We start from the raw sequence: 326 nt of genomic DNA, 5'->3' as shown, positions 1-326 counted from the left end.
CGCCAACTTCCGAACGGTGACCCACACTTCGCCAATCCAGTACATCAAGTCCACCCGCCTTCATCACGCGCGCCTGATGATGATTCGCGACGGCGTCACCGCTGCGGCTGCAGCGGGACGCGTCGGTTACGAGAGCACTTCGCAGTTCAGCAGGGAATTCAAGCGGCTTTTCGGGCGAACGCCGATGGAAGAAGCACGCGACATGCGTGAGTCCTTCACGCTCTCGCCAGCGGTGCGATTTGCCGCTTAGGCGAGCGCTACCGGGCCACGTCCACAACGATCTTGCCTCTTACGTGGCCGCCCTTGCTGTGGTGAAGCGCCTGGCC

Annotated in this window: 1 protein-coding gene; it reads left to right on the top strand. The window is 62.6% G+C overall.

The window, feature by feature from the left end:
* On the top strand, positions 1-250 hold a 250-nt coding region (locus SB751_RS29030), incomplete at its 5' end, for a helix-turn-helix domain-containing protein (protein WP_410748911.1).
* Positions 251-326 lie beyond the last annotated feature (76 nt).

Source organism: Cupriavidus sp. SIMBA_020, from assembly GCF_046535395.1.
Classification (GTDB): domain Bacteria; phylum Pseudomonadota; class Gammaproteobacteria; order Burkholderiales; family Burkholderiaceae; genus Cupriavidus; species Cupriavidus campinensis.
This window is presented reverse-complemented; position numbering and strand designations above follow the sequence as displayed.